General features: G+C 54.0%; 23 protein-coding genes. 9 read left to right on the top strand and 14 right to left on the bottom strand.

What is annotated here, in order from left to right; genetic code table 11:
* The first annotated feature begins 95 nt into the window (after positions 1-95).
* Entirely contained in the window at positions 96-587 is a 492-nt protein-coding gene (locus NR302_RS18240; protein ID WP_258145220.1) for a helix-turn-helix domain-containing protein, read from the top strand.
* 110 nt (positions 588-697) lie between these two features.
* Here the strand turns inward: NR302_RS18240 and yfaU are convergent, their stop codons facing one another.
* The 6 genes from yfaU to NR302_RS18270 all read right to left on the bottom strand — a co-directional run bounded on the left by yfaU (position 698) and on the right by NR302_RS18270 (position 6768).
* A complete protein-coding gene (gene yfaU / locus NR302_RS18245) occupies positions 698-1498 on the bottom strand; it encodes a 2-keto-3-deoxy-L-rhamnonate aldolase (RefSeq protein WP_258144112.1) in 801 nt (266 codons plus the stop codon).
* A 13-nt stretch (positions 1499-1511) separates the two neighbouring features.
* Complete coding sequence (locus tag NR302_RS18250; protein ID WP_258144113.1) at positions 1512-2798, bottom strand: MFS transporter; 1287 nt, start codon at positions 2796-2798, stop codon at positions 1512-1514.
* Positions 2799-2846: 48 nt separating this feature from the next.
* Complete coding sequence (gene rhmD, locus NR302_RS18255) at positions 2847-4049, bottom strand: L-rhamnonate dehydratase (RefSeq protein WP_258144114.1); 1203 nt, start codon at positions 4047-4049, stop codon at positions 2847-2849.
* Positions 4050-4062: 13 nt separating this feature from the next.
* Positions 4063-4845, bottom strand: coding sequence for an IclR family transcriptional regulator (locus NR302_RS18260; RefSeq protein ID WP_061719770.1), 783 nt, complete (start codon positions 4843-4845; stop codon positions 4063-4065).
* 177 nt (positions 4846-5022) lie between these two features.
* Positions 5023-5604: a DUF1640 domain-containing protein gene (locus NR302_RS18265; protein WP_258144115.1), complete on the bottom strand. Its 582-nt coding sequence runs from the start codon at positions 5602-5604 to the stop codon at positions 5023-5025.
* A gap of 162 nt (positions 5605-5766) precedes the next feature.
* Positions 5767-6768: a GlxA family transcriptional regulator gene (locus NR302_RS18270; RefSeq protein WP_258144116.1), complete on the bottom strand. Its 1002-nt coding sequence runs from the start codon at positions 6766-6768 to the stop codon at positions 5767-5769.
* A 100-nt stretch (positions 6769-6868) separates the two neighbouring features.
* Between NR302_RS18270 and NR302_RS18275 the strand changes: the two genes are divergently transcribed.
* Complete coding sequence (locus tag NR302_RS18275; RefSeq protein WP_008108153.1) at positions 6869-7564, top strand: cysteine hydrolase family protein; 696 nt, start codon at positions 6869-6871, stop codon at positions 7562-7564.
* Here NR302_RS18275 and NR302_RS18280 read toward each other — a convergent pair whose 3' ends face one another.
* A complete protein-coding gene (locus tag NR302_RS18280; RefSeq protein ID WP_258144117.1) occupies positions 7565-7912 on the bottom strand; it encodes a hypothetical protein in 348 nt (115 codons plus the stop codon). It abuts the gene before it with no gap.
* 215 nt (positions 7913-8127) lie between these two features.
* On the opposite strand from NR302_RS18280, the gene NR302_RS18285 reads away from it, so the two are divergent.
* Positions 8128-9474, top strand: a complete 1347-nt coding sequence (locus tag NR302_RS18285; protein ID WP_258144118.1) for an autotransporter outer membrane beta-barrel domain-containing protein — start codon at positions 8128-8130, stop codon at positions 9472-9474.
* Here the strand turns inward: NR302_RS18285 and NR302_RS18290 are convergent.
* Positions 9471-10655 carry an NAD(P)/FAD-dependent oxidoreductase gene (locus NR302_RS18290; RefSeq protein WP_071531663.1) on the bottom strand — a complete coding sequence of 395 codons (1185 nt, stop codon included), beginning with the start codon at positions 10653-10655 and terminating at the stop codon, positions 9471-9473. The two genes, NR302_RS18285 and NR302_RS18290, sit on opposite strands and share 4 nt — an antisense overlap.
* A 242-nt stretch (positions 10656-10897) precedes the next feature.
* Between NR302_RS18290 and pitA the strand changes: the two genes are divergently transcribed.
* Positions 10898-12397 (top strand): inorganic phosphate transporter PitA, encoded by a 1500-nt coding sequence (pitA, locus tag NR302_RS18295; RefSeq protein ID WP_139221449.1) that lies wholly within the window; start codon positions 10898-10900, stop codon positions 12395-12397.
* 45 nt (positions 12398-12442) lie between these two features.
* On the opposite strand, the gene uspB is transcribed toward pitA, so the two are convergent.
* Positions 12443-12778, bottom strand: coding sequence for a universal stress protein UspB (uspB, locus tag NR302_RS18300; RefSeq protein WP_008108136.1), 336 nt, complete (start codon positions 12776-12778; stop codon positions 12443-12445).
* A 417-nt stretch (positions 12779-13195) separates the two neighbouring features.
* Here uspB and uspA point away from each other — a divergent pair, with 417 nt between their 5' ends.
* Positions 13196-13633, top strand: coding sequence for a universal stress protein UspA (gene uspA / locus NR302_RS18305; RefSeq protein WP_007889892.1), 438 nt, complete (start codon positions 13196-13198; stop codon positions 13631-13633).
* A gap of 46 nt (positions 13634-13679) precedes the next feature.
* Here the strand turns inward: uspA and rsmJ are convergent, their stop codons facing one another.
* The 4 genes from rsmJ to NR302_RS18325 all read right to left on the bottom strand — a co-directional run bounded on the left by rsmJ (position 13680) and on the right by NR302_RS18325 (position 18172).
* On the bottom strand, positions 13680-14429 hold the full coding sequence (gene rsmJ, locus NR302_RS18310; RefSeq protein WP_258144119.1) for a 16S rRNA (guanine(1516)-N(2))-methyltransferase RsmJ: 750 nt from the start codon (positions 14427-14429) through the stop codon (positions 13680-13682).
* A gap of 8 nt (positions 14430-14437) precedes the next feature.
* Entirely contained in the window at positions 14438-16480 is a 2043-nt protein-coding gene (gene prlC, locus NR302_RS18315) for an oligopeptidase A (RefSeq protein ID WP_258144120.1), read from the bottom strand.
* 140 nt (positions 16481-16620) lie between these two features.
* Positions 16621-17595 (bottom strand): FKBP-type peptidyl-prolyl cis-trans isomerase N-terminal domain-containing protein, encoded by a 975-nt coding sequence (locus NR302_RS18320; protein ID WP_258144121.1) that lies wholly within the window; start codon positions 17593-17595, stop codon positions 16621-16623.
* Positions 17596-17722: 127 nt separating this feature from the next.
* Positions 17723-18172 (bottom strand): hypothetical protein, encoded by a 450-nt coding sequence (locus tag NR302_RS18325; RefSeq protein WP_258144122.1) that lies wholly within the window; start codon positions 18170-18172, stop codon positions 17723-17725.
* 331 nt (positions 18173-18503) lie between these two features.
* Here NR302_RS18325 and NR302_RS18330 point away from each other — a divergent pair, with 331 nt between their 5' ends.
* A complete protein-coding gene (locus NR302_RS18330; RefSeq protein ID WP_258144123.1) occupies positions 18504-19346 on the top strand; it encodes a 23S rRNA (adenine(2030)-N(6))-methyltransferase RlmJ in 843 nt (280 codons plus the stop codon).
* Positions 19347-19385: 39 nt separating this feature from the next.
* A complete protein-coding gene (locus NR302_RS18335; protein WP_258144124.1) occupies positions 19386-20198 on the top strand; it encodes a CPBP family intramembrane glutamic endopeptidase in 813 nt (270 codons plus the stop codon).
* Here NR302_RS18335 and rnz read toward each other — a convergent pair.
* Positions 20195-21106: a ribonuclease Z gene (gene rnz / locus NR302_RS18340; protein ID WP_258144125.1), complete on the bottom strand. Its 912-nt coding sequence runs from the start codon at positions 21104-21106 to the stop codon at positions 20195-20197. The genes NR302_RS18335 and rnz overlap by 4 nt on opposite strands.
* Positions 21107-21232: 126 nt before the next feature.
* Between rnz and gorA the strand changes: the two genes are divergently transcribed.
* Together gorA and NR302_RS18350 are read left to right on the top strand one after the other, a co-directional pair.
* On the top strand, positions 21233-22585 hold the full coding sequence (gene gorA / locus NR302_RS18345; RefSeq protein ID WP_258144126.1) for a glutathione-disulfide reductase: 1353 nt from the start codon (positions 21233-21235) through the stop codon (positions 22583-22585).
* A 249-nt stretch (positions 22586-22834) separates the two neighbouring features.
* Entirely contained in the window at positions 22835-23767 is a 933-nt protein-coding gene (locus NR302_RS18350; protein ID WP_258144127.1) for a nucleoside recognition domain-containing protein, read from the top strand.
* The last annotated feature ends 136 nt before the right edge of the window (positions 23768-23903 follow it).

A 23903-nucleotide genomic window follows, 5' to 3' on the forward strand; every position in this document is an offset into this window, starting at 1 on the left:
TAACAAAAGAGCCGAATAATCAGAAAACTTTACATTAATTGCAGAATGGAAAGATTAATTAAATTACACTCTGCAATTGTTAATGGAGGACTATGATGACACAGCAAAAATATAATGAAGGGGTAATTGATTCGGTAACCGAATGGATTATGGCTAACCTGGATCAACGTTTAAGCATCGATGATATCGCACTGAAGTCCGGCTACTCTAAATGGTATTTGCAGAAACTCTTTGCCCGCTATCACAATGAAACCCTGGCACGCTACATCCGCAAAAAGAAATTGGTTTACTGCATCAATGACTTAAAAGACAGTAACGCGCCGATTATCAGCCTGGCGGTTAAATACCATTTTGAAAGCCAGCAATCATTTACCCGGTCGTTTAAGCATGTATTGGGCTGCACGCCGCTTTATTGCCGCAAGCGCCAGCTCGATGATAAAACCAAACAAGCAATGCGTGAAAGTAGCGATCCCTGTGTGCTGTGTCGTCAAGCGGGTTTTGATGCCACAGAACGTGCTAAAGAGGTTGTTACGCCGGTAGCGCGCAACGATAGATTTCTGCCCCGGCTCAGTTGTGTGATGCGTTGATAAATAACGGTTCTTTTATTAACGCCTTTTAACGTCAACAGACTTATTCATTTCAATTAAATGACCTATTTCATCAATGAAAAACGGATGGCGCACCATCCGTTTACTCATTAGTAGTTCGATTTATTCGGCGCGATTAAACGCTTTTTAAAATGCGCGAGCCGATTATCTAGTGCATCGGTATAAAGCATGGTATCCACACCAACAGCAACAAAGTTTGCCCCCCAACTGATGGCGCGTTCTGCCATTTCAAGATTCACTGCCAGAAAACCGGCCGCTTTTCCTGCGCTGCGGATGCGTTTAATACTGTGCTCAATCACCTTCTGCACTTCAGGATGCGCTGCATTATCGGGATAACCTAATGAGGCGGATAAATCTGCCGGGCCAATAAATATCCCGTCAACGCCTTCTACTTCCAGTAACGCATCCAGATTATCAATCGCCGTTTTGCTTTCGGCCTGAATCAACAGGCATAACTCTTCATTGGCGCGCGCCATGTAATTTTCCACGCGTCCCCAACGCGCCGCCCGCGCCACGCCCGCTCCAACGCCGCGCGTACCGTAAGGCGGATAGCGCGTCGCCTGCACCAACGCTTTTGCCTGCTCGGCGCTATCGATCATCGGTACCAGCAAGGTGCGCGCACCGATATCCAGCACCTGCTTAATCAATGCGGTCTGGAATTCAATCGGACGAATCACCGGCTGGCTGCGATAAGGCGCGACCGCCTGCAATTGATGATAGAGATCCTGCACGGTATTCGGAGCGTGTTCGCCATCAATCAGTAACCAGTCGTAGCCGCTGGTGGCGGCAATTTCGGCCAGATACGACGAGGTGCTGCTCAGCCACAAGCCAATCTGCGTTTCACCTTTAGCCAATCCGGCTTTGAAAGGATTTTTTAATGGGTCCTGCATAGCTTCTCCTTACTCAATGACTTGCCTGCTGAGAGTGCGGCAACTGACGCTCCACTTTCAGGCTGAGGATAATGAGTGAACCGATGGCGGCAATCAGCGCCAGCGCCAGCAATCCGGCGGCGCTGCTGTTAAATTGCATCTCGGCATTTACGCGAATCAACGGCGCGAGGAAGCCACCCACAGCGCCAAACAAGTTAACGAAGCCGATGCCTGCCGCCAGCGCGGTACCAGAAAGCAGCTGCGTCGGCATGGTCCAGAACACCGGTTGCACGGCAATAAACCCCACCGCCGCGACGCTAAGCGCGATGATGGCCAACAGCGGCGAAACCAATCCGGACAAACCAATCCCGACCGCCGCCGCCAGCAAGGTGAACGCCGCCACCCGGCGACGCTCGCCGCTGCGGTCGGAATAGCGTGGAATCAGCCAGGTGCCAAACAGCGCGGCAACCCACGGAATCGCCGCCACCAGCGAGGCGAGGAAACCGACTTTGGTACCCAACAGCGCCGCCACTTGCGATGGCAGGAAGAAGATCAGCCCATATACCGCAATCTGGATGGTCATATAGATGATGGCGAGTTGCCAGACACGACCATTGCGCAGCGCATCACGCAGATGTGACGTCGGCTTTTGCTGCTCTTCGCTGTCCAGCTGACGTTGCAGCGCCTGCTTCTCCTCTGCGCTGAGAAAACGCGCTTGTGCTGGCGTGTCGTCGATATAGCTGAAGGTGAAAACACCGGCCGCCACCGCCAACAATCCTTCAATGATAAACATCCAGAACCAGCCGGGATGACCCAGTACGCCGTGCATTTCCAGCAGTGCGCCAGAAAGCGGTGAACCCAGCGTCAACGCCAGCGGCGCGCCCATATAGAACAGCCCCATTACGCTGGCGCGCTGCTGCTGCGGGAACCACAGCGAGGTGAGATAAATCATGCCGGGGAAGAAACCTGCCTCAGCAGCGCCGAGCAAGGTGCGCACCAGCAGGAATTTGGCTTCGGTATCAGCAAATGCCATCGCCGCCGAAAGAAATCCCCACAGCAGCGTGGTGCCGCCAATCCAGCTGCGCGCGCCGAATCGCTTCATCAGTAAATTGGCCGGTACGCCAAGCAGCGCGTACACCACAAAGAAGATTCCGGCACCTAACGCGTAAGCTTCATTACTCAGGCCGGTATCAAGTTGATACGCCTCTTTGGCAAAACCGATGTTGGCGCGGTCCAGAAACGCCAGCACGTAGAGCATCAACATGAAAGGAATAAGACGTGCGCGGTTCTTTTTAACCGCGCTTAACACCAGATTATCCATGGTAAAACCCTCACGCACGGCTGCGACGCGTCGTCGCAGCCGATGCGGTTAGTGTTGATAAGGACGCTTCAGTCCATCGCGATTCAGTTCCACGCCGAAGCCCGGTTTATCCAGCACCGATTTGTGCATGCGACCGTTAACCGGCACCGGTTCGTTGATCAGTAGCGGATCAAACTGCGGGCGCAGCGTGCTGCAATCCGGGCTGGTCATCAGGAATTCACTGAATGGGCTGTTGGTGAAGGTGATCACCGCATGATGCGAGTAAACCGAAGAGCCATGCGGCACTACCAATTGGCCGCGTGATTTCGCCAGCGCCGCTACCTCAACCAGCGTGGTCAGGCCGCCGCACCAACCCACATCCGGCTGCAGAATATCGATGCCGGTGTCTGCCAGCGTGCGGAACGATTGCAGCGTGCCGTGATGTTCACCGCTGGTGATCAACATGCCCTGCGGCGCTTGCTGTTTCAGCTGTGCGTAACCTTCGAACTGTTGCGGCGGCAAACACTCTTCCAGCCACTTGACGTTATAAGGCGCGCAAGCGTGCGCCAGTTTGGTGGCGAAATTGACGTCCTGACTCATCCAGCAATCAAGCATCAGCCAGAAATCCGGGCCGCAGGTTTCGCGATAGTGAGCGATGCGCGCCACCTCTTTTCGGATACCTTCATCGCCATCGTGCGGTCCCCACTGCACCGCCATTTTGCCACCGATAAAGCCCATCTTCTGCGCCAGATCCGGACGCGCACCGGTGGCGTAGAACTGCAGTTCATCGCGCACCGCGCCGCCCAGCAATTTGTAGACCGGCAGATCGGTGACTTTGCCGAACAGATCCCACAGCGCCAAATCGACGCATGAAATGGTGTTCATCACCAACCCGCCCGATCCGGCGTAGTACATGGTGGCGTTCATCATCTGGTCGTGAATCAGTTTGATATCGCTGACGCAGCGCCCTTCAAGAAAGCGGTTGAGATGCTTTTCCACGATGAAGCAGCCCATTTCGCCACCGGTGGTAATGGCGAAACCGGTTTGGCCGTTATCGGCTTCAACTTCAACAATTAGCGTGCCTAACACGTTGATGCCAAAGGATTGACGCGACTGCTCATACTGTTTGTATTTGCTCATTGGCGTGGCGACGTGGTCGTCAATCCAGTGATTGGCACCTTGATCGTGATAATCGCCGCCAGCCGCCGCTTTATCAGCGGTAGCGCCACCGGCAAAGTAGGCGCGGACAGTTTTAATTTTAGGTAGGGACATGCTCTTCTCCTGGTTACGAGGCGTGTTTTTCCGCCGGGCTACGCCAGCCCAGCAGACGGGAAATATCGCGGGCGCAGGCAATCACCTGACCAGCAAGGTAATCGCGTTTGTCGTCGTCAATCTCGAGTCGGGTACCCACCAGTGAAATGGCGGCAACTAATTGCTGGCGGGCATTGAAGATCGGCGCGGCAACGCAGCGCACATCGGGATAATCTTCACCGTTATCAAAGCTCCAGCCCTGACGGCGAATGCGTGCCAGCTCGGTGCGGAGCGCATCGGCATTGCGCAGCGAGGTTGGCGTCACAGCTACAAAGCGCATGTCGCTAATGATGCGTTCCTGCTCTTCAGGCCGTTGCCACGCCAGCAGACACTTGCCAATGCCCGAGCGATAGAGCGACAGGCTTTTCCCTTCGTGCGAGCGCACGCTGATGGTGGCGGCAGATTCGAGTTTGAGGATGTAGCAGGCGTGGCCGCCATCGAGGATGCCGAGGTGACACAGCAGATTGGTCTGCTGCATTAAGCGCGTCAGACGTGGACGCGCGATATCGCGGATATCCATGTGCTGCAACGCGTGGCCGGCAAACTCCACCAGCCGCGTCCACAGGCAGTAGTTGTTGTTGCGATCGATGGTGATCAGACGCTGTTTTTTCAGTTCAGCGAACAGCAGATAGGCGCTGCTTTTGGGAAGTGCCAGCGTTTCAATGATCTCGGCGGCGCTGCACGGTCCGTGCTGGGCAATAAAGTCGAGAATCGCAATGGCGCGCGTCAGCGCGGGGACAGGCGTAATTTCCAACATGCTGGACTCCAGTCTGATGATCTGGAGCGCAGTGTTGTGGTTTTAACCTCTAAGAAGTGTGCGCCGCTTCAAATTACGTGGCGCACAGTGCGTTTGGCGGCAACGGGTGTGCGGGAATGTGAATCGCGCCGCGCTACGAGTACAGCCGACTGTACTTGCAGCGCACAATCAGGAAATTTAAGAGAAAATGTATTTGATGGCTGCAATGACCATCGTAGTGGCCATCACCATTAACAAACGCTTTATCCAGCGCATATCGGTTTTCAGGGCAGAGACATCGGCTTTGATAACCTCAATGTCTTTTTCAATGCGATCAAGGCGAGCTTCGACTCTGGTCAGGCGCACATCTAACGCTTTTATTTCACCACTTAGTCGAACATCCAGATCTTTAATCGCATTAGTAAGCCGAAAATCAAGCTCCCTAATTACACCACTAAGTCGGTCATCCAGTTCTCGAATAGCACCGCTAAGCCGATCATCTAGTTCTTTAATCGCACCAGTAAGTCGAACATCCAGTTCTCTAATATCGCCACTTAGCCGGTCATCTAGCTCTTTAATCGCACCAGTAAGTCGAACATCCAGTTCTTTAATACTCCCTGTAATGCCTTCTCCGGCCTTCATCAAATCGGTACGAGATAACGCATTATCCTGCTGCATCTCGGTAAAGATCTCGACCATGGCTTCAGCTTGCTGGTCGCTGACGCCGGCCAGCTGCAGTGCTTTAAAAGCTTTATGTGTATTCATCATCGCGAGTGTCATCCGTGAAGCTCCTGAGTTGAGGTGAGGCGTAAGCCGACATCTTGCTCAGCGAGCGATTGTTGCACCATGTGACTGTTGGTATTTTGCGCGGCATTGCGAAAAATATCAATTAGTACAACAAGTAACGTGCGGACGGATGCGGGGCATCTCGCAAAATGGGCGTCAGGATCTGCCGCGAAAAGTTTTGCGGTATTGCAGCGGGGAGGTGTTGAGTTGCTTCTTGAAATGACGGCGCAGCATCAGCGGCGAGGAGAAGCCTGCTTTCTCGGCAATCAGTTCCACCGGCTGATCGGTTTTCTCGAGAAAACGCTGCGCCAGTGCCAGGCGCTGATTGACTAACCACGTGCTAAAACAGCCACCGGTGGTTTGATTGAAGCGCCGGGTAAAACTGCGGCGGCTCATCAAGGCTTTATCCGCCAGTTGTTCCAGCGTGAGCGCCTGCTGCAGGTTTTCTGTTGCCCAACTCAGCGCCGACATAAAACGATCGTTGCCCGCCGAATGATAAACCGGCTGTTCAATATATTGCGCCTGCCCGCCCTGCCGATGCGGCGGCACCACCAGCATACGCGCCACGCTATTTGCCACATCGACACCGCACTGTTCGCGCACCAGATGCAGACAGCAATCAATGCTCGCCGCCGTACCTGCTGAGGTCACAATTTGACCTTCGTCGATATACAGCACGTCGCGATCAATCGCCACATCCGGATAGAGCCGTTCGAAATCTGCCATCCAGCGCCAGTGCGTGGTGGCGCGGCGCTGACATAATAATCCGGCGGCACCTAATACGAATGCACCAAGGCACAAACCCACCACCTGCGCACCGCGCTGCGCCGCCTGCTGCAAAGCCTGCAGTAATTCTGACGGTGGCAGCACGTCAGGATCGCTCCAGCTTGGCACCACCACCATATCGACATTGGCCAGTTGATCTAAGCCGTGTTCGGCCAGAATGGAAAAGCCACTGTTGGTTTTTAACGGTCCGGGATGCGTGGCGCAGATCAGCAACTGATAGCACAACGCGCCGTCATCCTGAGCGGCTTTTTCAAACACCGCGCAGGGCACCGAAAGGTGGAAGGGAATGATGTCATCGAACACCACGATACCCACTTTGATGGGCGCAGCCGTGCCTGGCATTTTTGGCGCAAATTGAACGCTATTTGTCATCCGTTGTACTCCTTCACTCACGGCGAAATCGCCATACTGCACCACATCGGAGGCCGCGATGGCCTCTTCTTTCCGCTAAACCATCAAAGGATTATTAATCATGAAAAACATTTTCGCTTCAGGAACCTTAGCGCTGGCGATGGCGATTTCTGGCAATGCGTTCGCCGCCGAGACTAAGTCAGAAAAAGCACCAACCATCCGCACCATGAGCGGCGCCACTGCTACCACTTCACTTAACGCGAAGCAGACCGCGGTGATTGTCATCGATATCCAGAATGAATATTTCCCTGGCGGCAAGATGCCGATTCCTGATGGCATGCAGGCGCTGAACAACAGCAAACGTCTGGTGGCATTCGCGCATAAACACAATATGCCAGTGTTCTTTGTGCAGCATTTGGGTGAGGCGAATGGCCCGCTGTTTGCTAAAGGCAGCCGTTTCGCCGAGTTCCACAAAGATTTGCAGCCAGCTAAAGGTGACCGCGTGATCAGCAAAGCCACGCCAAGCTCGTTTGTGGGCACCGATTTGCAGAAACAGCTGGATGCGCTAGGCATCAAACAGTTGATTGTCACTGGCCTGATGACGCATATGTGCGTGTCATCAACCGCACGTGATGCCGTACCGCTGGGTTATTCGGTGATCATTCCGGAAGATGCCACCGCCACACGTGATTTGGCGACCTGGGATAACAAAGTGGTCGATCACAAGGTGTTACAGCAAGCCGCTCTGGCAGGTGTAGCCGATGTGTTCGCAGAGATTAAAACCACCGATCAGGTGCTTGCGCTGCCGGTGCAATAATCACTGAACCGGTTGGCCCGGTAGCAATTTCTCAGACATCAAACGGCGGCAGGATAAACTTTCCTGCCGCGCTTGCTGCTGCTGTTCAGGCGACAAATCCTGCCACACCGCTTGCAGATGATCAGCCAAACCCTGTTGGAAATGAATCTTCTGCAATGCGTAATCTGAATTACTGCCTTCAATTATCTGCTGCATATCCTGCGCGGTATTGCCGCGTCCATCGTGAGTCAGCGTACAGAACATGGCGATGTAATAGCCTTTGTCCTCATCGCTGTAATGCGGCATCAGCCACCAAACTGCAGCACTGATGATGATCAGCAACGGCACAATGAATTTGAGTTTTAACATGAATGGTTTATCCGCTGGAAAAAGGAAACGCGCGATAGTAACAGCATTCGGCTGGCCGCACATATTTTGCCGGCCGCATCCATAACGTAACCAGTTAACTGTGATCAGCTTCCGAGCAATTCATTTTGCCTGTCAAAACAAGACAGGTCTTAAATAGCTCGACTAACAGGTCACTATAAGTTGCAAACCCTTTCGCAATAAATCGACCAGATACGATGAACCTGACTCAGCTGACGCTGGCTATCGGTGCACTTTGTAGCTTCGAGCCGTTATATGCTAAAGAGATAAAACCCTTTTCTTCAGACATTCCACCGCTTCCTGTAAACCCCCTTTCTCACTCATCAACCGAAGCGGTTTTAGCGCCTTTATCCGAGCATCTCCATTCCGATTCGCTGTTGCATAACGCTAAACATGCAGCCGCTGACAGCTTAAAAATGGTGGGGAAATTTTTCGCACGAAACAGCTGGTATGATGATTTCAATCCGGCGGCCAATCGCCCGCATTTTCAGGGAAAGCTTGCCGGTAACAGACCCCACTTATTTTGGTTTTACCGTCTGCAGAGCTCAGTGATTGCTCCGCTTCCACCCGATCCGGATCTGATCGACCCCGTGCTCGATGGCAATCCACCTCCCCCGCCGCCACCCTTCGTGCCAAGACCTAAGCCACAAATCCCAGCCTATACCGCTCTGCCTGCCGCACTCTTTGGTATGGATGAAAATCTGCAAGCACGCTTCATCTATGATGCACAACTTGCAGGCCGGGATGGTCGCCCTAACCTGTTCATTTCTGGTTTCAGCGTTGATGAGCGCTATCGCAGCGAAGCCAATCACAACCAAAGTGAAAACCACTATTACGGCTGGCTGGTAGGCTTACGTGGATTACTGACGGAAGATGAGCAACGACAGCTGGCACTGAGTGTGGCGATCAGTAAAGGTCACTTCACTCTGGAGCCTTCACAGTCCAGCGGCAACAGCCACGGGCAGGTTGATACTCAAGGTATCAATGCGATGTTGAGCTGGCAGCCGCAGCATGGCCTGCAACTGGCTCTGCCGATTAGCTTCGGTCACTATCGCGGCAATATAAGCAGTGATGAAAAAGATAAAGTGGCGCAGGTAAAAGCCCGCAGCGCCAATATAGGTGTGGATGTTGGCTGGCGCTGGCAAGAAGGTTCACATGCTTTCACGCCGATGTTGGGCACCACCATGCAATGGGCACGCATCAAGGATATTCATGACAACGACAATCTACATATTGGTTATTCTCAGCAAAAACAGCTGCAGTTCTCTGGCGGTATGAAATATGACTTCAGCCCGACAGATAGCCTGAAATTTGGCCTTGAAACACGCTATATGCAGTACAGCGGCCATGCGGGCAATGTTGCGGTGGATAAAGATAATTTGCGCACAGGGCGTGGTGGCGAACACCTGGAGTTTAGCGGCGACGTTGGCTGGCAGCTGACTGAGAATGTTCAGCTTAATAGCCAGCTTAAGTGGCAACATCGCCTTAGTCAGGAAGGTGCCAGCAACTGGCAGACACAACTGGGTGTACAGATTGCCTTCTAAAGCGCCTGCGCGCACGCCCAGGCCGAGCTCCATGCCCACTGGAAGTTGTAACCGCCCAGCCAGCCGGTAACGTCCACCACTTCGCCGATAAAGAACAATCCCGGCACACCGCGCGCTTCCATGGTTTTTGATGACAGCTGGGTGGTGTCAACGCCGCCCAGCGTCACTTCGGCGGTGCGATAGCCTTCGGTACCGTTCGGCTGTACGCGCCACTGATGCAGCGTATTAACCAGCTCGCCCTGCTGCTTGCTGTTCAGCTGCTTCAGCGTGACGTCAGGAATCTGCTTCAGCTCCTGCAGCACCTCAACCAAACGTTTTGGCAGAATCTTCGCCAGGCTGTTTTTCAGGCTGAGGTTGGGATGCGCCTCGCGCTGCACATTGACGAAATCATCCAGCGAGGTGGCGGGTGATAAATCAATGGTGACGAATTCGCCCGGCTGCCAATAGCTGGAGATTTGCAGCACCGCAGGGCCCGATAAGCCGCGATGGGTAAACAGCATCGCCTCTTTAAATAAGGTGCCATCCTGCGCGGTGATGGTGGTTGGCAGCGCCACGCCCGACAGCGTATTGAGCTGTTCTAGTAGTGGTTTATGCAGGGTGAACGGCACCAATGCCGCGCGCGTGGGGAACACTTTCAGGCCGAACTGTTCCGCCACTTTGTAGCCAAACGGCGTGGCGCCGAGGCCCGGCATCGAGAGCCCGCCGCTGGCGATCACCAGTTTTTCGGCCTGCACCGAAGTACCGTTCAGCTGTAAGGTATAGCCGCTGTCGTCGCGCTCGACGCTCAGCACTTCACTGCGCAGGCGCAACGTCACCTGACCGGCATCACACTCTTTCAACAGCAGATCGACAATCTGCTGCGCGGAGTCATCGCAGAATAATTGCCCCAGCGTTTTCTCGTGATACGCAATGCCGTGACGATTGACCAGATCGATGAAATCCCACTGGTTGTAACGCGCCAGCGCCGATTTGCAGAAATGCGGATTGTGCGACAGGTAGGCCGCCGGTTCGGTGTGCATATTGGTGAAGTTGCAGCGACCGCCGCCCGACATCAAAATTTTGCGACCGGCTTTTTTGCCGTTATCCAGCAGCAGCACACGGCGACCCAATTGTCCCGCCTGCGCCGCGCAGAACATGCCAGCTGCGCCTGCACCAATAATGATAACGTCAAACTTTTCCACTGCTTTTATCCGCCTTGCCCGAAAGGCGCTGATTGTAGGGATTTGCGGCTTTTAGCGCCAGCTTCAAAAAAATGCCGTAAATGTGTCATAATGTAACTCACTAATTTTTAGCCGTTTTCAGCTAAATCTATACGCTGCATTACAATTTTAAGACAATAAAGAGCTATATTTTTCTTTCATATCGCGCACGTTGTCGCAGATAATGCGCCGCGTTCATGTCCTCCCAAAATGGCGTAACGTTTATGCTACATCTGTTTGCTGGTCTCGACCTCAGTACCAGCCTGTTACTGATTCTTGCTCTGCTGTTTGTATTGTTTTACGAAGCAATCAACGGTTTTCACGACACTGCTAACGCGGTCGCGACTGTCATTTATACCCGTGCGATGCGGGCGCAACTGGCGGTTGTCATGGCGGGTGTTTTCAACTTCTTAGGTGTTTTGCTTGGTGGATTGAGCGTGGCGTACGCCATCGTTCACATGCTTCCGACCGATTTACTGTTGAATGTCGGTTCGGCCCACGGTCTCGCCATGGTCTTCTCCATGCTGCTGGCCGCGATTATCTGGAACCTCGGCACCTGGTATTTGGGTTTGCCCGCCTCCAGTTCTCACACATTGATTGGCGCTATCATCGGTATTGGTCTCACCAACGCCCTGATGACCGGCACCTCGGTGGTTGACGCACTCAACCTGCCGAAAGTCATCAATATCTTCATGTCCCTGATTCTTTCACCGATTGTAGGTCTGGTGATTGCAGGCGGTCTGATCTTTATCCTGCGTCGCTACTGGAGCGGAACCACCAAACGTTCCCGCATCCACATGACGCCTGCTGACCGTGAAAAGATTGATGGCAAGAAAAAGCCACCGTTCTGGACGCGCATTGCCCTGATCGTTTCCGCGATTGGCGTGAGCTACTCTCACGGCGCTAACGATGGTCAGAAAGGCATCGGCCTGATTATGCTGGTGCTGATCGGCGTTGCGCCGGCGGGATTTGTGGTGAACCTGAATGCGTCAGGTTATGACATCACCCGCACGCGCGATGCCGTCAATCATCTGGAGCAGTATTATCAGCAGCACAACGAATCGCTGACGCACATGATGCAGCTGGCGCCGCCTGTGGTGCCAACGCCGGATGAATCGCTTGGCGGTCCGCAGGAGTTCCATTGCGACAGCAGCCGTGCGCTGCAGGCCATCGATCGTGCGCAACTGCTGCTGAACAATCTGCAGAGCTACGATCAGCTGACGGTTGATCAACGCAGCCAGATGCGTCGTCTGCTGCTGTGCGTTTCCGATACCGTGGATAAAGTGGCCAAGCTACCGGAAACCAGCGCGGAAGATAAGCGCTTCCTCAACAAGCTGAAAAGCGATTTGCTGGGCACCGTTGAGTACGCTCCGATCTGGATTATTGTTGCAGTGGCGCTGGCGCTGGGCATCGGTACCATGATTGGCTGGCGTCGTGTTGCCACCACCATTGGTGAGAAAATCGGTAAGAAGGGCATGACTTATGCGCAAGGTATGTCGGCGCAGGTAACAGCCGCAGTATCGATTGGCGTGGCCAGTTACACCGGTATGCCGGTTTCGACCACGCACATTCTGTCATCGTCGGTGGCCGGTACCATGCTGGTTGATGGCGGTGGCTTGCAGAGCCGCACCATCAAAAATATCGCTATGGCATGGGTCTTCACCTTGCCGGTGTGTATTTTGCTGTCAGGTGCGCTCTACTGGATTGCACTGAAACTGATTTAAGCAAAGCGCAGAAATATTCGAGGGCGACAGCGATGTCGCCCTTTTTTATTGCCAGATCGCCATCGCAATCAAGCTCACCACCACCAAAAAACAGAGCCCGCTGGTCAGTACAAACTGCCCGCGCACACGCTCACAGCGGCGAATGAACTCGTCGTCATGATGATCGTGATAGCGCTTCTCCCAGATATAGCGCACCAGCCGCACCTGCTTACTCGGCTGCCCGTGCGACGTGAAGAAACCCGCGCCATCCACATATTGATATAACAGCGGATCGCAACCGCGCAAAACGGCCAAAAGTGAGCGCAAAGAAGAGAAATAGCGCGCCATATTCACCAGACAAACCACACACAGAGCCCAAAAAAGCGCGATAGTGCTGATCATGTTCCCCTCCCGGCTGGAGCCACAACGACGTCGAACGCAGCGGGGAATTGCTGTAGACGCCGCACGGGAAATAAACCAGCCACTGAATGATGTCGATTGCATTGTTGTTATGCGAACCTGAGTGCGCGACTCATACGGCAGTGGCACTTATTTTCAGTGTAGGAGATCTGTTCAATTTTTTTCCAGCGATGATTTTCGTTCAGGGCGAGTGAAAAAGCCGATAACGCTTGATCTTCCTCACATGCGAACTTTCGCTTGCAGCATTTGTTAACAACTCTGGCTATACTCAGGACATAACAAAAACCGCCTGCAAGGCTGAAAAATTGGTTGGTGGCGCTTCATCGCCGTCTCGCGCAAAGGAATCGCCTACCGTGAAAGCAGGAAGATTGCCCCGAATCTTGAGAAAGGAGTTTTATCATGGCTTATAAACACATCCTGATTGCAGTAGACCTTTCCCCGGAAAGCCAGTTGCTGGTTGATAAAGCCGTTTCGCTGGCCCGTCCTTATGATGCAAAAATCTCGCTGATCCACGTTGATGTGAACTATTCAGACCTCTATACCGGGCTGATTGACGTCAATCTGGGCGACATGCAGAAGCGTATTTCTGAAGAGACGCACACCGCGCTGAAAGAGCTGTCGATCAATGCCGGCTATCCGATCAGTGAAACCCTGAGCGGCAGCGGCGATCTTGGCCAGGTGCTGGTGGATGCGATTAAGAAATATGATGTGGATTTGGTGGTGTGTGGTCACCATCAGGACTTCTGGAGCAAGCTGATGTCATCGGCGCGCCAGTTGATTAACACCGTGCATATCGACATGTTAATTGTTCCGCTGCGCGACGAAGACGAAGAGTAATCCGTAGGGTCGCCATTCATGGCGACCTTCCTCAAAACCACTCGATCTACCCCAGCGGCGGATAAATATCAAAACGATGGCTTTTGGTAACCACTGCATCCTGCGTCACCACGCCCGCTAACGGCGGCGCATAATCCGGACGCTTCACCACAATGCGCTTCTTCGCCAGCCGACGCGCCGGTTCCAGCAGCGCATCCGCATCGTTATCCGCACCCACCAGCGACTGAAACACGCGCATCTCTTTCTTCACCATCGCGCTTTTCTGGCGATGTGGATACATCGGATCGAGATAGACCACATCCGGCGCGGGCGTAATATCGCTCAGCGCTTGCTGGCTGACGGCGTGTAGCAGCGTTAGCCGATCGCGCAGCCAGCCGCCAATCTCCGCATCCTGATAGCCGCGACGCAAACCATCGTCCAGCAAAGCCGCGACCACCGGATGACGCTCCAGCATGCGCACGCGACAGCCCAGCGCCGCCAGCACAAACGCATCGCGCCCTAAACCGGCCGTCGCATCAACCACGTCTGGCAGATAACCGCTTTTAATGCCGACCGCTTTCGCCACCGCTTCGCCGCGACCGCCGCCAAACTTGCGCCGATGCGCCATCGCGCCCGAAACGAAATCCACGAAGATGCCGCCGAGTTTCGGCTCATCCCGCTTACGCAGCTCAAGGTGCTCGGCGGTTAACACCAGCGCCATCGTTGCCTGATCGTCCTGCTGCAAACCCCAGCGCTCGGCTAAATGTAATAAGGCGCCGTCTCCGGCGCCTGTTTCATCGATTAAACCAATTTTCACAAGCCGGCTTATCCCTGAATTCCGTAGTGTTCCAGCATCGCATCGAGCTGCGGCTCACGGCCACGGAAGCGTTTGAACAGCTCCATTGGCTCTTCGGAACCGCCACGCGTCAGGATGTTATCGAGGAACGACTGACCAGTCTGACGATTGAAAATGCCCTCTTCTTCGAAGCGCGAATAGGCATCGGCAGCCAGCACGTCGGCCCACAGATAGCTGTAATAACCGGCCGCATAACCGCCAGCAAAGACATGGCTGAAAGCGTGCGGGAAACGGCCCCATTCCGGGCTTGGCACCACGGCAACCTGCTTCTTCACTTCACGCAGGGTTTCGAGGATGCGCGCGCCTTGCGCGGGATCGAACTCGGTATGCAGACGGAAATCGAACAGGCCGAACTCCAGCTGACGCAGGATAAACAGCGCCGCCTGATAGTTTTTCGCCGCCAGCATTTTATCCAGCAGCTCTTTCGGCAACGGCTCGCCAGTTTCGTAGTGCCCGGAGATAAACGCCAGCGCTTCCGGCTCCCAGCACCAGTTTTCCATAAACTGGCTTGGCAGCTCGACGGCATCCCACGGCACACCGCTGATACCGGATACGCCCGGCGTTTCGATGCGCGTCAGCATATGGTGCAGACCGTGACCGAATTCATGGAACAGCGTGATCACTTCATCGTGCGTGAACAGCGCCGGCTTGCCCTGCAGCGGACGATTAAAGTTACAGGTGAGATAGGCCACCGGCTTCTGCAGGCTGCCGTCGGCTTTACGCATCTGGCCGACGCAATCGTCCATCCACGCGCCACCACGCTTGTGTTCGCGCGCATAGAGATCGAGAAAGAAACTGCCGCGCAGTTCGCCGCTTTCATCGAACAGGTCGAAGAAGCGCACGTCTGGATGGTAAACATCGACGTCTTTGCGCTCTTTAGCGGTGATGCCGTAAATGCGTTTAACTACCTCGAACAAGCCGCTCACCGCGCGCGCTTCCGGGAAGTACGGACGCAGCTGCTCATCGCTGATGGTGTAGAGATGCTGTTTCTGTTTCTCGCCGTAATACGTCAGATCCCACGGATTCATCTCGTCGACGCCGTGCTCTTTCTTCGCGAAGGCGCGCAGCTGAGCCAGCTCTTTCTCACCTTGTGGACGAGCGCGTTTCGCCAGATCGGTCAGGAAGTCGATCACCTGCGCCGGATTTTCCGCCATTTTGGTCGCCAGCGATTTGTCAGCGTAAGAGTCAAAGCCCAGCAGCTGAGCCAGTTCATGGCGCAGCGCCAGCTCTTCCGCCATCACCGGACCGTTGTCCCATTTGCCAGCATTTGGGCCCTGCTCGGAAGCACGCGTTGAATACGCGCGGTACAGCTCTTCACGCAGCGCAGCGTTGTCGCAGTAAGTCATGACCGGCAGATAGCTTGGGATATCCAGCGTCAGCAGCCAGCCTTGTTGCTCTTTGGCTTCGGCCTGTGCTTTGGCGGCGGCCAGCGCACTTTCCGGCATACCGGCCAGTTCCGCTTCATCGGTCACCAGCTTGCTCCAACCCATGGTGGCGTCGAGCACGTTGTTGCTGTAGGTCGAACCCAGTTCAGAAAGACGCGCCGCGATTTCGCCGTAGCGCTTCTGCTTCTCTTTATCGAGGCCGATACCGGACAGCTCGAAATCACGCAGGCTGTTATCCACCGCTTTCTTCTGCGCGGTATCCAGCGCCGCGTAGCTATCGCCCTCTTTCAGGTTGCGATACGCCTGATACAAACCTTCATTCTGGCCAACCCAGGTGCTGTATTCAGACAGCAGCGGCAGCGTTTGCTCGTAAGCTTCACGCAGCTCCGGGCTGTTTTTCACTGAGTTCAAATGGCTGACCGGCGAGAACAGGCGACCTAAGCGATCGTCGACTTCAGCCAGCGGCTGCACCAAATTTTCCCAGGTATAAGGCGCGCCTTGTGCCACAACGCGTTCTACCACTGCGCGGCAGTCATTTAGCGCTTCGGTAACCGCAGGAACCACATGTTCAGGTTTGATGGCAGAAAACGGAGGCAGCGAAAAAGGCGTGAGTAACGGATTGGTCATAAGCGCAGTCCTTTCATGATGAAGTAGTGGCGCGAACTTTCGCGCGACGCATTTTACTAACATGCGGCTTGATGGCATGAAAATCAATGCCACTAAGCCTGGACCAACGAAGAAAAGCCCGCCAGAAGGCGGGCTGAAGATTATTTAATCGCGAGTTGGTAGTGAATCACATCGTAAGGCGCCACCCACGGTGGCAGCGGTTCGCGTTCGAAGATATCTTTCGCCAGCGCCCATCCTTCTACGGCACCGCCGGTTCCCGTTAACGACATGCCTTCATATAGTAAAGGTGGCAGAGTGTTATCAAACGGCACTTTGTCATCAGCAAAATCGTTGATCACCTTGCCGCTCAACGTACTGACTTTCACACTCACCTGCACTTGCTGTTCAGGGATCAGCTTTGAATTAACTGATTTAACCGCAAACCAGTGTACGCCATTTTGGGTTGGCAGACTTTTGCGCTTATCGAGTTGCTTGTTCAATTGCGCATAGCCTTTCTCGATCAGCGAGCCCATATTTTTATTGATGGCGTCCTGCATTGCCGCATATCGCCGCGACATCTCTTCACTGCTCATAACCGAAGTGCCGGTTTGCAGTTGTGTGCTAAATCCCGCAATGAGCTGTTCAAGACTGATGGTGAGGCCGGTATCTTTCACCATCTGTAATTGAACAACCGCGTTGCTGGCGATGGATTGCCCCAGCATATAGCCATCGCGCTCGGCATCGGTTTTGGGTTCTGATAGCGGTGCCGCAGCTACAACGGTCTGCTTTTTAGCTGTTTCAAGTTCTGCGGTGAGTTTATCGCTGCTCGCATGTAGCCTCTTTTCCTGCTGTTCGTTCTCTAATTGCAGAGCGGCTTTCTGCTTTTCCAGTTCGATAACTTGCGCGCGCAGTTGGTTGAGCTGCGTCTGGAGTTCCGGCTGAACGGCGGGTTTTTGAATTATTTTTGGTGCAACCGGTTTTGGCTGCGATTTTTGAGTTTGTACTGGTACAGAAGGTAGCGTGCGCGCCGCATCGCCAAAGGCGTGCAACATCTCATCTTCTGCGGCCGCACAGGCCAACGCAGGTAATAATAATGCAGTGCAGAAAAGGACAAACGGCAGATGACGTTGTGTCATCACAATCTCCTGTAGCAGCCCTAAGAACACAAAAGGCTTCATCTCTATTATCAAAATAGAGATGAAGCCCATCCACAGCGCGAAATTTCGCGCTGCTACTTAGCGAGTGTGGTTAAAAACGCGAGGTTTAACCGGCCTGGCGAATAATCAGTTGCGACAGACGAGTCTTAATGCGGAAGCACAATTCACGAATCTGGAATTGATAACGTGGCATCACTAAATCATTAATATCCGCGCCAATCGTATCTTTAATTTGCAGATATTTATTGGTCTGCGCACCGATTTTCTGGAATTCAGCTTGATAGCTGGCATAGGAAGCCTGGCTATAAAGACGCATCGCGTCGAGCTCTTTGCGGCACTGCTGAATGTTGCTGGAACGGTCGTCACTGAATGAGGCAGTTGCTGGCTGAGCCGGAGCTGAAGCCACAAATGGCGTACCTTGTTGCTCTGGCGCATTTTGCGCTGCAGGCTGCTCTTCCGCGGTCGGCGGCGTAACCAAACTATGAGTGGGTTGTTGTTTCGCGCAGCCAGTCAGTACCAACAGGCTTGCCACCGCGACACCAGTCATTTTTTTCATTATTGTCACCAGGAGTTGTTTGAGATGCTTTAAGCAAAAAATTATACGGCTTTAACCGAAAAGTTTCCTGCCAGAAACACCTGGCATTTCGCTCGCGACCGTTTCGCTACCGGAAACTAACTTACTTAATCTGTAGTGAAATTTCGAGTATCGCGTTATTACACGGCTAACTTTCCTGAAGCAGGCTTGATCGCAATCGGCAAAAGCGACCCGTAGCCCGCAAACTTAAGCCCCGCGCCAAAACGTCAGCAATTTTTATGCAGCGCGGCTATAATCGCGCCACACACGATGTTTTGACTCCCTTTGATCCAACCGCGGACCCCCTTTCTTTATGCTGAGTTATCGCCACAGTTTTCATGCCGGCAACCATGCCGACGTGCTGAAACACACCGTTGAAAGCCTGATCCTCACCGCCCTGATGGAGAAGGAAAAACCTTTCCTCTATCTGGATACCCACGCCGGTGCCGGACGTTACCTGCTGAGCGGAGAGCACGCCGAGCGTACCGGTGAATATCTGGAAGGCATTGGCCGCATCTGGCAGCAGCCAGATGTGCCGGAGTTGCTCAAGCCGTATCTCTCGGCGGTGCGTAATCTCAATCCGCACGGCACCTTAAAGTATTATCCGGGTTCACCGTTGATTGCCCGCTTCCTGCTGCGTGAAGAGGACAAAATGGAACTGACCGAGCTGCATTCCAGCGATTATCCGCTGTTGCGCACCGAGTTCAGCAAAGATTCCCGTGCGCGCGTGGCGCGTGGCGATGGCTACCAACAACTGAAAGCCAAGCTGCCGCCGCTGAGCCGTCGCGGCCTGATTCTGATCGATCCGCCATATGAGATGAAAAGCGATTATCAGGATGTGGTGAAAGGCATTCAGGAAGGTTACAAGCGTTTCGCCACCGGCGTATTTGCGCTGTGGTATCCAGTGGTGATGCGTCAGCAGATCAAGCACATGGTTAAAGATCTGCAGGCCACCAATATCCGCAACATTCTGCAGATTGAGCTGGCGGTACGTCCGGACAGCGATCAGCGCGGCATGACGGCCTCCGGCATGATCGTGATTAACCCGCCGTGGAAGCTGAAAGCGCAGATGGAAGAGCTGCTGCCTTGGCTGCATCAGAAATTGGTGCCCGCCGGAACCGGTCACTTCAGCGTCACGCAGATCGTGCCAGAGTAAATTCGCTTACTACGTCGCCAGCCTATCAGGACAATTATCATGTGGATCATTCTGGCTGGCGCACTTGCTATGCTGTCGCCCGCCAAACGTTTTTCGGTACTGCTGCTCACGCTCGCCACTATTTTGGGGCTGTTCGAGGATGTGCTGGATTGGCCAGCGATGGTGCTGCTCGGCGCGATTGCCGTCATCGCCTGGATTCGCGTAGAAAATAACGCACGCTGGATTCAGCTGGTGAGCGAAGCCGCGCTGGTTGCCATCGCCATCGGCCTGTTTGTACACTTTTTCCCCGGTTTCAAAAATCCGCGTCAGGTGGAAGATGTGCAAACCGGGCCGCTCAGCCTGCCCTTTAGCTTCTCGTATAACTTCGATAAAGCGCTGATTCCGTTTGTGTTGCTCATATGCTTGCCGCAGCTGTTCCGCACTAAATCCGCGCCGCCGCGACTCAAAATCTTGTGGCTGGCGCTGCTGGCGGCGATTCCGCTGCTGCTGTATATCGCGGTTAAGTTGGGTGGCCTGGCCGTTGAACCACATTGGCCGGAGTGGTTGGGCAGTTTTATGCTGGCGAACCTGTTCTTCGTGTCACTGGCAGAAGAAGCGTTCTTTCGCGGCTATCTGCAACAGCGCCTGCGCCAGAAAGGCGGCCCCGTTGCTGCGCTGTTACTGACTTCGCTGCTGTTTGGCGTGTCGCATTTTCCCGGCGGGCCGCTGCTGATGGTGTTTGCCACCTTCGCCGGGCTGATTTACGGCCTCGCATGGCAGTGGAGCGGACGCCTGTGGGTCGCCACCGGCATCCATTTCCTGTTCAACATGACGCATCTGCTGTTTTTCACCTATCCGGCGCTACAGCACTAAACCTCGAACACCGCAAAATCATGTGCCAGCTCGGTCGCTGCAAACACCGACTGGCACTCCGCCAGCAGTTTCTCCCGATCCTTAGACAAATAACGCGAGCTGAAATGCGTAGCGATCATCCGCTTCGCGCCCGACTGTTTCGCCACTTCGGCGGCCTGAATGGTGGTTGAGTGGCCGCGTCCATTGGCTTTCTCCGCCAGCGCCGCCTCCAGCGTGGTTTCGTGCACCATCACATCGGCATTCGCGGCCAGCTGCAGCGCCACCTCGGTTGGTGCGGTATCACCAAATATCGCCAGCACTTTGCCTTTGGTTGCCGGGCCAAGATAATCGGCGCCATTGATCTCACGGCCATCTTCCAGCTGGATGCGCTTACCGGCTTTCAAATCCTGATACCACGGTCCGCGCGGTACGCCTTCTGCTTTCAGACGCGGCGCATCGAGGAAGCCCGGTTTATCATGCTGCTCGATGCGATAGCCATAACACTCAATGACATGATTCATCGGCCAGGCCGTCACGCGCACTTCACCGTCATCCAGCACCAAACCGGCTTCAATCTCGATAATTTCCAGCGGATAAGAGGTGTACGAGCCGCTCAAACTGAGCGCCGTTTCGATAAATTGACGAATACCTTTTGGTCCGTAAATAGTCATCGGTTCGGGGATGCCGGCCATTGAGCGGCTGGTAAGCAAGCCTGGCAGCCCAAAGATATGGTCGCCGTGCAGATGGGTGATAAAGATTTTCTCCAGCTTGCCCGGCTTTAGCGCAGAACGCATGTATTGATGCTGCGTCGCCTCGCCGCAGTCAAACAGCCAGGTATCGCCGCGTTTTGACAGCGTCAGCGCTATCGCGGTGACGTTACGTTGCAGGCTGGGCGCACCGCCGCCGGTGCCGAGAAATGTCAGTTGCATGCTATGCTTCCCTGTAATCGGACATAAAAATCAATGCTATTACAATCATAGGTGCAATCTTTGCGTCAATAATCGTCCTAGCGTTAAACTCTATGCCAATTTTCTTCCAACAGATGGACATAACGGATGACCAGACATTTTGACTACCTCGCCATCGGCGGCGGCAGCGGCGGTATCGCCTCGATTAACCGTGCAGCGATGCATGGCCAGAAGTGCGCGCTGATTGAAGCCAAAGAGCTGGGCGGCACCTGTGTCAACGTCGGCTGCGTACCGAAAAAGGTCATGTGGCATGCGGCGCAAATCTCTGAAGCTATTCATCTTTATGGGCCAGATTATGGCTTCGACACCACGGTAAACCGGTTTGACTGGTCAGTTCTGGTGAAAAACCGCAGCGCCTACATCGACCGCATTCACAGCTCGTACGACAACGTGCTGGGTAAAAACAAGGTTGAAGTGATCAAAGGCTTCGCGCGCTTTATCGATGCTAATACCGTGGAAGTGAACGGTGAAACCATTACTGCCGATCATATCCTGATCGCCACCGGCGGACGCCCAAGCCATCCCAACGTGCCGGGCGCGGAATACGGTATCGACTCTGACGGTTTCTTCGAGCTCGATGCGCTGCCAAAACGCGTGGCGGTAGTGGGCGCGGGTTATATCGCGGTGGAACTGGCGGGCGTAGTTAATGCGCTGGGCGCGGAAACACACCTGTTCGTGCGTAAGCATGCGCCGCTGCGCAGCTTCGATCCGCTGATCGTCGATACGCTGGTAGAAGTGATGCAGGCCGAAGGCCCAACGCTGCATACCGAATCGATTCCGAAAGCCGTGATTAAAAATGCCGATGGCAGCCTGACGCTGCAACTGGAAAGCGGCCACGAACAAACCGTCGATTGCCTTGTGTGGGCGATTGGCCGTGAACCAGCGACCGATAACCTCAATCTGGCGGTAACCGGCGTGGCGCTAAACGACAAAGGCTACATCAACGTCGATAAGTTCCAGAACACCAATGTCAAAGGCATCTACGCGGTGGGCGATAACACCGGCGCGGTGGAACTGACGCCGGTGGCCGTTGCCGCAGGTCGTCGTCTTTCCGAACGTCTATTCAACAATAAGCCGGACGAGCATCTGGATTACAGCAACGTGCCAACCGTGGTGTTCAGCCATCCGCCAATTGGTACCGTGGGCCTGACCGAACCGCAGGCGCGCGAACAGTACGGTGACGATCAGGTGAAAGTGTACAAATCCTCCTTCACCGCGATGTACACCGCCGTGACCCAGCATCGCCAGCCGTGCCGCATGAAGCTGGTGTGCGTTGGCCCGGAAGAGAAGATTGTCGGCATTCACGGTATCGGCAACGGTATGGATGAGATGCTGCAAGGCTTCGCGGTGGCGCTGAAAATGGGCGCAACCAAGAAAGACTTCGATAACACCGTAGCGATTCACCCAACGGCGGCGGAAGAGTTTGTGACGATGCGTTAATATTTCCTGTCGGAAATGAAAAACCAGCCATTAATTCATGGCTGGTTTTTTTATGGCTGCAATTTACATTCCGTTTTCTTCACTACTCAATAATGCATGCACAGGATAAGATTTATTTCTTTGCTGGCTGTCGCCATTAATGGCGACCCTACAACGCAGGGGGCGCATTAATGCCACCGAAAATTTAATGGCATTGCCAGTTTATATATTTTACGGGGAGAACGGTGTGAACAAAGGTCGGAAGCGGGCATGAATATTATCGATATCATTATGTCCGCAGGCAAAGCTTCGGTAGACGTGGCACTCTACACGTTGATTCCGATTATGGTGGTGATGTTATTCATCATGAAATATCTGGAGGTCAAAGGTCTACTGGATTTTGTCGTCCGTCATGCCACGCCGTTATTAAAACCCTTCGGTATTACCGGGCTGGCATTTTTTGCCATGATTCAGCTTAACTTCGTCAGCTTTGCGGCCCCGCTGGCGGCGCTGGCTATTATGGAGAAGCGCGGCACCTCCGATCGTCATATGGCGGCCACGCTGGCGATGCTGTTTGCCATGGGCCAGGCCAGCACCTTTTATCCGCTGATTCCGGCGGGATTACACTGGAGCACGGCGCTGATTATTTCGATCTGCGGCGGCGTATTAGCGGCAGCGGCAACCTATCACCTGTTTGGCCGTAAACTCTCCGATGCGGCGCTGTTAAATGAAGATGAAGCCGCCACCAGCAGCGAAACTAAAATGGGGCTGATTGGCATCATTAATAGCGCCGGTTCCGATGCGATTCGTCTGGCGCTGGGTTCGCTGCCGATGCTGATTATCTCGTTATCGGTGGTCGGTATTTTGAAGGAAGCGGGCGGGATTGAAATGCTGACGCGTCTGGTGTCGCCGCTGCTGGATAAGCTGAATATTTCCGAAGTCTATATTCTTCCGGCGCTGACCAAATGTCTGGCGGGCGGCACCGCCTATTACGGCGTGGTCGCGGGATTGGTGGAGAAGGGTTTATACAGCGCGCACAACATCAACGCGTCGGCCGGATTACTGATTCAAACCTTTGATTTACCCGGCATTGGGATTTACCTTGGCCTGTCGAGCCGATTCCCGCGCCTGTTCCGCTTTGCCGTGCCTGGCATTGTGCTCGGTATTGCGCTGCGTGCGACGGTGCACGCCATCCTGTTCTGATTATTGCTGGCGCTGAATCCACTTTTCAGCGCCATTGAGTAAATAACACTACAATTCTCAGGCGTTATTTATTATTAACCCTATTAATTTCATCGTTATTTTCACCCATTGCATTAGCGATAATTTTAGTACTATT

This window comes from Pantoea sp. SOD02, assembly GCF_024707505.1.
Classification (GTDB): Bacteria; Pseudomonadota; Gammaproteobacteria; order Enterobacterales; family Enterobacteriaceae; genus Pantoea; species Pantoea symbiotica.

Bases quoted from the DNA above. Each gene is read 5' to 3' on its own strand.
- NR302_RS18330 (WP_258144123.1), top strand. From the start codon at position 18,504: ATGCTGAGTTATCGCCACAGTTTTCATGCCGGCAACCATGCCGACGTG.
- uspA (WP_007889892.1), top strand. From the start codon at position 13,196: ATGGCTTATAAACACATCCTGATTGCAGTAGACCTTTCCCCGGAAAGC.
- NR302_RS18350 (WP_258144127.1), top strand. From the start codon at position 22,835: ATGAATATTATCGATATCATTATGTCCGCAGGCAAAGCTTCGGTAGAC.
- NR302_RS18250 (WP_258144113.1), bottom strand. From the start codon at position 2,798: ATGGATAATCTGGTGTTAAGCGCGGTTAAAAAGAACCGCGCACGTCTT.
- NR302_RS18280 (WP_258144117.1), bottom strand. From the start codon at position 7,912: ATGTTAAAACTCAAATTCATTGTGCCGTTGCTGATCATCATCAGTGCT.
- NR302_RS18335 (WP_258144124.1), top strand. From the start codon at position 19,386: ATGTGGATCATTCTGGCTGGCGCACTTGCTATGCTGTCGCCCGCCAAA.
- pitA (WP_139221449.1), top strand. From the start codon at position 10,898: ATGCTACATCTGTTTGCTGGTCTCGACCTCAGTACCAGCCTGTTACTG.
- NR302_RS18285 (WP_258144118.1), top strand. From the start codon at position 8,128: ATGAACCTGACTCAGCTGACGCTGGCTATCGGTGCACTTTGTAGCTTC.
- yfaU (WP_258144112.1), bottom strand. From the start codon at position 1,498: ATGCAGGACCCATTAAAAAATCCTTTCAAAGCCGGATTGGCTAAAGGT.
- rhmD (WP_258144114.1), bottom strand. From the start codon at position 4,049: ATGTCCCTACCTAAAATTAAAACTGTCCGCGCCTACTTTGCCGGTGGC.
- NR302_RS18265 (WP_258144115.1), bottom strand. From the start codon at position 5,604: ATGACACTCGCGATGATGAATACACATAAAGCTTTTAAAGCACTGCAG.
- NR302_RS18270 (WP_258144116.1), bottom strand. From the start codon at position 6,768: ATGACAAATAGCGTTCAATTTGCGCCAAAAATGCCAGGCACGGCTGCG.
- NR302_RS18325 (WP_258144122.1), bottom strand. From the start codon at position 18,172: ATGAAAAAAATGACTGGTGTCGCGGTGGCAAGCCTGTTGGTACTGACT.
- uspB (WP_008108136.1), bottom strand. From the start codon at position 12,778: ATGATCAGCACTATCGCGCTTTTTTGGGCTCTGTGTGTGGTTTGTCTG.
- NR302_RS18275 (WP_008108153.1), top strand. From the start codon at position 6,869: ATGAAAAACATTTTCGCTTCAGGAACCTTAGCGCTGGCGATGGCGATT.
- NR302_RS18260 (WP_061719770.1), bottom strand. From the start codon at position 4,845: ATGTTGGAAATTACGCCTGTCCCCGCGCTGACGCGCGCCATTGCGATT.
- gorA (WP_258144126.1), top strand. From the start codon at position 21,233: ATGACCAGACATTTTGACTACCTCGCCATCGGCGGCGGCAGCGGCGGT.
- NR302_RS18240 (WP_258145220.1), top strand. From the start codon at position 96: ATGACACAGCAAAAATATAATGAAGGGGTAATTGATTCGGTAACCGAA.
- NR302_RS18320 (WP_258144121.1), bottom strand. From the start codon at position 17,595: ATGACACAACGTCATCTGCCGTTTGTCCTTTTCTGCACTGCATTATTA.
- rnz (WP_258144125.1), bottom strand. From the start codon at position 21,106: ATGCAACTGACATTTCTCGGCACCGGCGGCGGTGCGCCCAGCCTGCAA.
- prlC (WP_258144120.1), bottom strand. From the start codon at position 16,480: ATGACCAATCCGTTACTCACGCCTTTTTCGCTGCCTCCGTTTTCTGCC.